9 protein-coding genes and 1 pseudogene are annotated in these 8,835 nt (G+C 48.0%); 4 read left to right on the top strand and 6 right to left on the bottom strand.

All coding sequences use genetic code 11. From position 1 onward, the window contains the following. Positions 1-268, bottom strand: a 268-nt coding sequence (locus IQ260_RS22675) for an RrF2 family transcriptional regulator (RefSeq protein ID WP_193995364.1), incomplete at its 3' end; no start/stop codon positions are given. Positions 269-535: 267 nt separating this feature from the next. Between IQ260_RS22675 and IQ260_RS22680 the strand changes: the two genes are divergently transcribed. Then, positions 536-958 carry an AbrB family transcriptional regulator gene (locus IQ260_RS22680; RefSeq protein ID WP_193995365.1) on the top strand — a complete coding sequence of 141 codons (423 nt, stop codon included), beginning with the start codon at positions 536-538 and terminating at the stop codon, positions 956-958. Between the two features lie 59 nt (positions 959-1,017). Beyond that, positions 1,018-2,502 carry a hypothetical protein gene (locus tag IQ260_RS22685; protein WP_193995366.1) on the top strand — a complete coding sequence of 495 codons (1,485 nt, stop codon included), beginning with the start codon at positions 1,018-1,020 and terminating at the stop codon, positions 2,500-2,502. Here IQ260_RS22685 and IQ260_RS22690 read toward each other — a convergent pair. Further along, a complete protein-coding gene (locus IQ260_RS22690) occupies positions 2,471-3,844 on the bottom strand; it encodes a GAF domain-containing sensor histidine kinase (protein ID WP_193995367.1) in 1,374 nt (457 codons plus the stop codon). The genes IQ260_RS22685 and IQ260_RS22690 overlap by 32 nt on opposite strands. A gap of 290 nt (positions 3,845-4,134) precedes the next feature. Here IQ260_RS22690 and IQ260_RS22695 point away from each other — a divergent pair, with 290 nt between their 5' ends. Next, positions 4,135-4,443, top strand: coding sequence for a DUF3155 domain-containing protein (locus IQ260_RS22695; RefSeq protein ID WP_193995368.1), 309 nt, complete (start codon positions 4,135-4,137; stop codon positions 4,441-4,443). A gap of 144 nt (positions 4,444-4,587) precedes the next feature. On the opposite strand, the gene IQ260_RS22700 is transcribed toward IQ260_RS22695, so the two are convergent. The 4 genes from IQ260_RS22700 to ntcA form a co-directional block, all read right to left on the bottom strand. Beyond that, positions 4,588-5,112, bottom strand: a complete 525-nt coding sequence (locus tag IQ260_RS22700) for a cofactor assembly of complex C subunit B (RefSeq protein WP_193995369.1) — start codon at positions 5,110-5,112, stop codon at positions 4,588-4,590. 132 nt (positions 5,113-5,244) lie between these two features. After that, positions 5,245-5,622, bottom strand: coding sequence for a PadR family transcriptional regulator (locus IQ260_RS22705; RefSeq protein ID WP_006515159.1), 378 nt, complete (start codon positions 5,620-5,622; stop codon positions 5,245-5,247). A 474-nt stretch (positions 5,623-6,096) separates the two neighbouring features. After that, positions 6,097-7,497: a DUF3084 domain-containing protein gene (locus IQ260_RS22710; protein WP_193995370.1), complete on the bottom strand. Its 1,401-nt coding sequence runs from the start codon at positions 7,495-7,497 to the stop codon at positions 6,097-6,099. Between the two features lie 115 nt (positions 7,498-7,612). Then, entirely contained in the window at positions 7,613-8,278 is a 666-nt protein-coding gene (ntcA, locus tag IQ260_RS22715; protein ID WP_006515157.1) for a global nitrogen regulator NtcA, read from the bottom strand. Between the two features lie 196 nt (positions 8,279-8,474). Here ntcA and IQ260_RS31195 point away from each other — a divergent pair. Continuing rightward, positions 8,475-8,835 (top strand): annotated as a pseudogene (locus IQ260_RS31195) (hypothetical protein); the annotation flags it as partial.

Below are 8,835 nucleotides of genomic sequence, written 5' to 3' on the forward strand. Positions count from 1 at the left end.
GCTCTATGGGGGTAATGGGTTCTCCTACCGCATCTAAAATTTGTCCCAAAGAAGTTTGTCCTGGCGCTTTGGCTAAGCGGTATCCACCCCGTGACCCACGAACTGATTCCACGAGTCCTGCTCGACGTAGCTGAATGAGTAATTTTTCTAGGTAGGGTGCTGGTAGATTTTGCCGTTGAGCAATCAGTTTGACCGAGGCCAAACGGGGTTGCAAACTCAAATCAAGCATGGCTTTTACACTGTAGTGTCCACGGGTTGTAAGTTTCATGGTAAGGCACAGACTCAACCGAGTTTGAAGTTTAGAAAATGGGTGAATCTTACTTTAGATTGACAGGATGGGTTGGGGATAATTAGAGGGAAATTTACCGCGTAAGTTTTCATAATGGTGAACTCCAAGGAAATTACATAGGTAAATCAACTCTTAATATAATTATCAAGAAATAAATTCAAACAGCGTGCAAAAAAGTATTTCAATCATGTATGATTTTGCTCGTTATATATTTTCTAAATGTGTTCATGTTAGAGATGTGGGTGAATGGCTAAACCGTCAAATTTAAATCCATTAACGGGTAAAACCCTACTCAAGAAAGTTAAAGACTTAGAGCATCTCTCTAGAGAGGAAAAAGCAAAGGCCTGTGGCTACTACACGGTGACAAAGAAAGATGTCGTTCGTGTGAACATGATGAAATTCATGAATGCGCTGATTGATGCTGAAGGTATTCAATTAGACAGTATTCAAACCGGCAATGGCCGAGGTGGCCGCAGTGCTAGCTATCGAATTACCGTGCAGTCTAACGGTAATTTGTTGATTGGTGCGGCCTATACAAAGCAGATGGGTTTAAAGCCTGGAGATGAGTTTGAAATCTCCCTTGGGCGTAAACACATTCGTTTAAAGCAGCTCAATATCGATGAGGAAGTTGATGACGAAGTCGACGGTGACGATGATGTTGATGAGTAAACGGTCGTTATCATTACAGCGTTAGTTAGCTGAATTCTTAGCTTTAATTCAGAAATATTATGGGGTTGCCAGTAGTTTTAGATGTTGCCCTTGGGTTGATGTTCGTTTACATGGCCCTGGGTTTAATCGCCAGTGAAGCGCAGGAAATTGTGAGTACTTTGCTCCAGTGGAGGGCCGAACATCTCAAGTATTCGATTGAGCAACTGTTGGCAGGCGGGCAGTCTGATGATCGTCGATCCGCCCGTAGGCTGGCGGATCAGCTCTACAACAGCCCGATGCTACGTGATTTGAATTATGAAGCCCAAGGTGTGATCGCGCGTTCAGCCCGGCAGGTCATTCATGTCGTGGGGCGCATCTATCGATTGGTGAGTCGCACGCGTAATGTGTTTGGTGGCAAGACGTCTGGGCCTTCTTATATTCCGTCAGAAGCGTTTGCGACAACGCTGCTGGAAACCTTGCAGTTGGAAGGATTGCAAAAGACAGTCGTGGAAGCTCGTCTCAAACGATTGCTGCAGGAGCGCATTATGCTTCCCCTGGGAGATACGCTCCACACGCTACGGGCAGCCATCGGTGATGGGGATGTGCTGGATGTGGAGCTTCGGAACTTGGAAGCATCCCTCGAAAAGATATTTCTGGATTATCGGGCGGGACGAACGAGCCTGGCCCAAATTGCGGATCGAGTGCTGGCAGAGCTAGACCATTTTTCGGACCAGGGGGCTCAGATTTTACCGGAGAGCTATGGAGCTACCCAGGCATTTATTCGACGGGTGGGATATTTGCGATCGCAGCTAGCAGGCGGCATGGACCTATCCGAAGGTCTGGTGCGACAGCTGCAGCCAACCATCAAGGAATTACTATCCCTCATTGCTGGTCCAGAGCATGGGGATACTCGATCCAGCGAATTAGCATCAATACGTCAGCATCTTGACGGCAAACTCCCACAGCGGCTGCAAGAAAGTCTTGGTCTATTAGCAGAACGCGTCAGCCGCCGTACGGAAGCCGCAGACGATCAGCTAAAGTTCTTTCAAAACGAGTTGGAACAATGGTATGACCGAGGTATGGACCGGGCTGGGGGAGTGTATCGACGAAATTCAAAAATTGTTGGCATTTTGATTGGTGTGATTATTGCAGCAGCCGTCAACGCCGATACGTTTTATATTGCCAACCGATTAACTGTCGATCAAGCCGTGCGGGCCAGCGTTATCCAAACCTTGGAGCAGGTACCCATAGAGACGATGATATCGACCTCTGGCAGTACTGGTTCGCTGAGTAACGATTTGCAATCCCTCGGTAATGTGGTGCAAACCACCCTGTCAGACTACGCTCTCCCCTTAGGCCGTTCCCCTAAACTGTTGGCCACCCAGGCCATCCTAGAAGCTGACTGGACCTTACCGTTTCCTCGCCATTGGCTAGGTTGGGTTGTGACCGGAGTAGCTGTTTCTATGGGTTCCAGCTTTTGGTTTGATGCGCTGCGACGGGTCACATCGGTACGTACAGCCGGGGCTAAACCCGCTAGCTCGACAACGACGTCTGAGCAGCCATAGTCGGCAACCATACAATAAAAGCCGTACCCTGATCGCCAGGCAATAAATACTGATGTAAGGGCGTGGGCAGCCATGGAGGGAGAACGTTTTTCTCTTTCTCGCCCCATTCTTGGTCCCATTTCATGCCCCAGTTAGTCGGCCAAACAGGGCTGATTAAGTCTATGGAGCCTCCCATTTGAGTCATCAAATTTTTAGCAATGGCCAACCCTAATCCTGTCCCAGTAATGGTTCCTTGGGTCTGTATCCCTCGATAGTGCCGCTCAAATAAATGGACTTGATCCTCGGGTGGAATACCAGGACCATTATCACCAATGACAATACCCACATAGTTACCTTTGCTCACTCCCCCCAAAAGCCACACCCATGTTTGGGGAGGTGCATATTTAAATGCATTGTCCAATAAATTGGCAATAACCTCCTGCAAGGCCTGGGCATCAATGATTACCAACGTCTTGGAAAATTGTTTGATCGGCGAATGCCAAAACTGTCGATGCCGTTCATCAGCGGCGGCAACCGTCACCATGATTAACGGCTGAAGTACGTCCCCCAATGATTGAGGAGTCAATGTCAGGGCACGGCCTAATGCCGGCAGCAGTGGTTTGTGATCAGGGTTGGTACCGTCTGGAAGGAGTGGTGGGCTAACCTCTTGAGCCATATCAGTATCGCCAATCTCAACTGCGGCATCAAAGTCGGTCACTAGGTCCTTGAGATGTTGACTTTCACGTACGATCCCATCCGCTAGTCGATAGTTAGGATCGTCTTGAGAAAGCCGTCGCAGCATCAGTTTTCCAAACGTACCGATGGCCGTCAGCGGATTACGAAACTGATGGAGTAGATTGTGAAAAATCTCCGATTGCTCGCCCTGTAACGTTTGCTTGGTATTGAGTCGTTGACGTAACCACTGATTTTGTCGATCTAGAAAGCAGCCAGCCGCTAAACTGGCTGACACTGTCTGTAAATACTTTTGTTCACTAGCTTGCCAAGGTCGATCTGAACGCAGCGTAACCAGCACACCCATAACAATTTCTTGATGCATCAGCGGCAGCACCAAACGTTCTGCACCTATGTCTGGATTGAGCGGTTCAACTCCAGCCAGTTCCCCACGCGATAGAGCATCCAGGGGCATTTTTGACGCCGGTAAAGCCCCCTGTTTTCCCATGGGATTTAGAAAATCATTGAACTCACTAGATTCTGGAACTTGAGCTATGGGCACTAATATCGGTGCAGAGTCAGCATCTACACCTAAGGTGAGATACACAATAGACGACACCTCACCGAATGCACCACGCAATAGATCCAAGTGAGCCCGACACATATCTACTAATTCGGCACTGGCTGACATAGTCTCGCCCTACGTGAGTCAACGAAGCAATGCTTGGGGTAATCTCCTCAATCCGGATAAATTTATCTAAATTTTAATTTTTATCAAAAAAATCCAAAAAGTCTTAGGACTTTATGTCACCCTGGATTTCCTTAAGATGGAGGACGCTAGCAAACTTTTAGCCGGTACTCCACAATTTTAAGAGAAGTTGAAAATCTAGGGCACAACCGATATACTTTGCTGGGTTAAGTGTTTTTGTAACTATCAATACACGAATCCGCTATTCAAATTAGCCATGGAGGTCAATTAACTTGGCACGGAGACGCAAGCGTAAAAGCCGTCGTCGCCTTGAAGGGCGTCGGATCCTAGAAGCAGTTGCTCAATACAGCATTGAGAGTGGAGAAGCCAAACCTGTCACTGCGGCTCGCAACTATATTCATTCCGAAGGTATCCAGCCGCCGGCTGTACTTTTAGTGAAACGTAACGAGCATACCACCGACCGGTACTTTTGGGCAGAAAAAGGGCTGTTTGGTGCTCAGTATGTTGAAGAGAACCATTTCTTGTTCCCCAGCCTTCGCGCCCTGATTGGTGAAGAAGAGGAAGAAGCCGTCCTCGGGTAATAAAAAAGGTTAAGTGCAATCAGATGCACTTAACCTGTTCAAACAAAACCTATAAAAGATTACCAGGGAGGCGTTACATTTGGGCCTCCCTTTTTATAGGCTGATTGAGCCTAATCTATAGATTCCATTACTCAATCCACCAGCTCATAAATATTTGAAAGGAGCATTTGCTTTTAATTGAATAATTTCATCCCGATGAGCGCGTATGGATACGGTAGTGGCCGCCTTCTCATTATGAATACGAAATGCAATTTGTTCCTCTCGTTTAGCCTGTTTCCAGTAGACAATGGCCGTCAGCGGAGATAGTAAAATCAAAGCAAAAAAAATTGCTCCGTAGCTGCTAAATAGCGTTGCTAGCACTAGGGCAAGGCACATGAGGGCCACAGCGGCTAAACAAGAAAGAAAAATCGCAAGAAAAAGACTGGGCCTTACTAAACCCGTTAGCTTCACCCAATCGCTATCTGGACTGGGATCTGTTTCAGGAATCACTGTGTAGGCTCGATTTTGAAAATAGTCAAGTAGTGTTTGATATAGGTCTTCAGAGGATTGATCTATCGCAAACTCAGCAATTTCGGTTCGATCCTTAGTAGCTGCCTTAATAAAAAAGAACAACCCCACTCCTAACAGCAGGGTTAGAAAAAAGGTTGACTGACTGACTGCACTTTCCACGACAGCTATTCCTAGCAAAAACAACAACTACTGGAGCCACATTGACTATACCCCAGTAGCTGGTCAGTAGCTGTTGTTTCTAGGATTAACCGCTTACCAGACAGAACCTGGCCTATGAGCTAGGCCATCGGGTTATGAACTCATTGCCCGTCGTCTGGGGGTGGTATTACGCTGCCCAAGGATGTAGCGCTGCCAAAGCTCTGCTAATTCGCGCGCTTTTGTCTGCCAATCGGGACGTAGGCGGTACATCCGTCTGGGGCGACCTCGACCTTCCACCTTTTTCCAGTAGCCCATAATGGCCCCCTGGTTTTCTAGAAATTTGAGTGCGCTGTAGAGCACAGTGTCTGACAGCCGGTAGTCAGGGTACTCATTTTCGATTGCGTGAATGAGCTCAGTCCCGTAGGAATCGCGACGTATCAGTACTGAGAGTACATAACAAACCGCTAATTCTTTATTGAGATAGAGCGGCGGGGGATCTTCAAAAAATTGATAAATGTCCTCGAATTTCATGGCATATTGCTCCGGCTGCAATGGGGATGGGTTTAAAACAGCTTGATTACCGATGATTTATGGATGGAGCGTGGGTGATGTTAGGTTTTACCCGTCGAGGAGGTATTCACCAACATTGCCAAGGCCGTTACCAGTAAAAGCTCGCTGGGCCAGTAATGGCTGCTCGATCAGGGGCCTTAAATGACTTAAAAAAATTGCTTGAAAGCTCAAGCTAACGATAGCCATTAAAAATGAATGATATTGACCCTTTGATTGAAGGTAAAGACGGATAGAATTACTGTCCTCTGACCCGTTATTGCATCAAAAGATTTTATTAAATGTCTACGCTTTATTTTAGACGCTAAAAAATACTTAGAGTAGGTAACGCCTTATATAGTTACTATCCGCAAACAAAATATAGGTTTGCTTGAGATTTTGATAATAATTACTTGATTCAGTGGCTCTCAATTGTGCTTATGTCAGCTGGGAATGGGGCTATTGTATATTTCGCGACGGGTTGGGTACGGAAAGTTGGGTTTGAAATAGACGTTGGCCATTGCGACTAGCAACGAGTTCTAGGGTTAGTGGACCTGTGGTAAAAATTTGTTTGCTGGCGACAGCTTCAATGTCTAGCGGTGCACCGTAGTTTTGTACCTGGTTCAGAAAATCAATAACGGGTTTGCTAAATCCACCGGCTACGCGGGGATTGTCCACGATGATAATGCCTTCTAAGCTAGCCTTGATTTGAGCACTGGTAACTAATGTACGTAAGGTTTCTACCAAAGTAGGGGTGCTAGGGTACGCTGTTTCGATCGGGACGCGAGCTAGGGTTTCTCCCTGCTCAAAAATAATGCGGTTGAGTTTTGCTTGCAGGTTGACTTCAACACAGGGTGAACCCTGTTGCTGAACAACACAGGGTTCACCCACAACATAGTTGCCGGAGACGCCAACGCGAATGACATACTGCTGGCCGTCGGTAATATTTTGGATGATGCCTCTAATCAGCTGAGGATCAATCCGTAAAATCTGAACTGATTTATTGGGGGCATCTGGCCAGATCTCATTTAAGGCCAACCGGTTGGCTTCAGCCAGGAGCTGTTCAATCTCGGCTCTTGCGGCTGCCATGGATTGAGGCCGCGTTATCAGTAGGGCCAGGGTTTGATTGCGACTGATGGCAACGTTGCCAGCGCGTAATTTCAGAAACTCAGATTCCAGGCGTTGGGTTTCACCTTCTAGAAAAGCTTGTTTGGTTTGGAGCCTGGCTAAGGCGTCTTCCCTCTGGGCAATGGATAGATCGCGCTGCTGTAGCTCTTGATCGCGGGCTGCTAGGGCGCGATCGCGCTGGGCAATTTGCTGTCGCACTTCAGTTTGCTGACGTTGTAGGCGCTGACGGTCGGTTTGTAGACGGCCGATTTCTCCCTGGAGCTGGCCAGCTTGCTGGGAAACGATACCCAGCTGGGTCTGGGTTTGACCAAGACGTTCTCGAATTATGGTTTCCCGTTCGGTGGCCTGATCTAAAAAGGTATTGACCTCAGTGAGTTCACCCTCGGCTTCAATCTTTTGGCGGGTAACCCTATTGAGGGCTCGCTCTACCTCAGTTTTTGCAGTTTGAGTATTTTCGAGAGCAGCCCGAGCCTCTGATAGGTTGGCCTGGGTTTCTTCAAACTCAAACAATCCTTTTCGTAACTGTTCACTGGCAATTAGCATTAACCCCAACGTGGAGGCCGAAATTACACTGCCCGTCAAAATACTAACGACAGTGGCGGTTTGACGGGGACGCAGATTGAAGAGGGAGAGACGGGCTTTGCCTACGCGCATACCAATGCGATCGCCCAAGGTAGCAATAAGGCCACCGAGGACGAGCAAGGTCGTAATCAGTATTAGACCAACGTCCATCTAACGTCCATCCAGTGGAGTAAGGCACCCGAGCAGGCTCTCGTATAGGTTACTTGATTGTTTGCTCCTGTGCTCACCACGGTCAGCACAGAGATATGCCCATGGGCAGAGTGGCTTAAGCAAACTGCTGGCTGAGAGCGACGGGATCGTGGACAGTAATCTTCTTTTTGTGAATAGAGATCATAGTGTCCTGTCGGAGATCGCCCAGCAGTCGGGTAACCGTAACCCGTGTGGAGCCAATGGCCTCGGCAATAGCCTGATGGGATAGCTTTAGATCAATGGTAATACCGCTCGTACTAGGGACGCCAAAGTCGCGACAGAGGATCAGCAAAAAGCTCACCAAACGAGAACCCATATCCCGATGGGCCAGGGTCTCGATCATCATCTCGGTTTGCAGGATGCGGGATGATAGCCCTTGGAGCAGCATGATGGAGAGCTCGGGATGTTCCTCAAGGGCCTGTTTTACCTGCTCGATGGGCATGGACATGAGTTCGACCGGGGTAAAGGCCACGGCGTGGTAAAAACGGTCGGAACGATTGCCCGTCAGCAGGGATAAAACACCAAATACGCTATTTTCACGGAGGAGCGCCACCGTAATTTCTTCCCCGGCTTCATAAACTCTAGAAAGTTTGACGGCACCTTTGAGCAAGAAATAGACACGTTCAGCCGGATCGCCGGGAAAGAAAATTGTCTTACCGCGCTCATAGGTTTCGGCTACAGGGGGGAATGAGCCTGTGGATAGCTGCCGTAGCAGGTTGGCAAGAGGTTTCTCTGTAGTCACGGTAGTGGGGGGAGACGATCGCAAAGCTAGAGCAAGGTGAAACTAAAGGTAACTGAGAACGGTCGAAAATGAGTAAGGACTTCAGAATTTAAATCGATTCAATCAGTACCAGATAGCGCTCATCGATTGAATTTCATGACTTTAGACCAATAAAACTCAAGTTTGACGGCACTTTTGTATAAAGGCACACAAAAGTGTGGCTTTTCCGTCGGTTCAATGGACGGCTGATGCAAACGGTCCGAGAGACGGCCTGATGCAGCGGCATTCCACCTATACAAAAATTCTAGCTACTGGAGAGGGGCAAGGCTCAAAGAGTCGGCTGAGTCCATGGCAAGGCTATCCATGGGGGACCATTTTTCAGTATGCTCCTATGGGCCGTCCCCACAGGGAGGGTCAGAATCGAGATCCAAATTCATTTTTGATACAGCTCCACCCAACCATCATGTTAGACCTGACTGGAAAAAATGCCCTGGTAACCGGGATTGCGAACAACCGTTCAATTGCCTGGGGGATTGCCCAGCAGCTGAGCAGGGCTGGCGCTAACATCGGTGTAACCT

Origin of the sequence: Leptolyngbya cf. ectocarpi LEGE 11479 (genome assembly GCF_015207065.1) — a bacterium.
GTDB classification, from domain to species: Bacteria; Cyanobacteriota; Cyanobacteriia; order Phormidesmidales; family Phormidesmidaceae; genus Leptothoe; species Leptothoe ectocarpi.

What these genes read in the sequence shown, in the direction of transcription:
- IQ260_RS22680 (WP_193995365.1), top strand. Translation starts at nt 536, where the DNA reads ATGGCTAAACCGTCAAATTTAAATCCATTAACGGGTAAAACCCTACTC.
- IQ260_RS22685 (WP_193995366.1), top strand. Translation starts at nt 1,018, where the DNA reads ATGGGGTTGCCAGTAGTTTTAGATGTTGCCCTTGGGTTGATGTTCGTT.
- IQ260_RS22690 (WP_193995367.1), bottom strand. Translation starts at nt 3,844, where the DNA reads ATGTCAGCCAGTGCCGAATTAGTAGATATGTGTCGGGCTCACTTGGAT.
- IQ260_RS22705 (WP_006515159.1), bottom strand. Translation starts at nt 5,622, where the DNA reads ATGAAATTCGAGGACATTTATCAATTTTTTGAAGATCCCCCGCCGCTC.
- IQ260_RS22710 (WP_193995370.1), bottom strand. Translation starts at nt 7,497, where the DNA reads ATGGACGTTGGTCTAATACTGATTACGACCTTGCTCGTCCTCGGTGGC.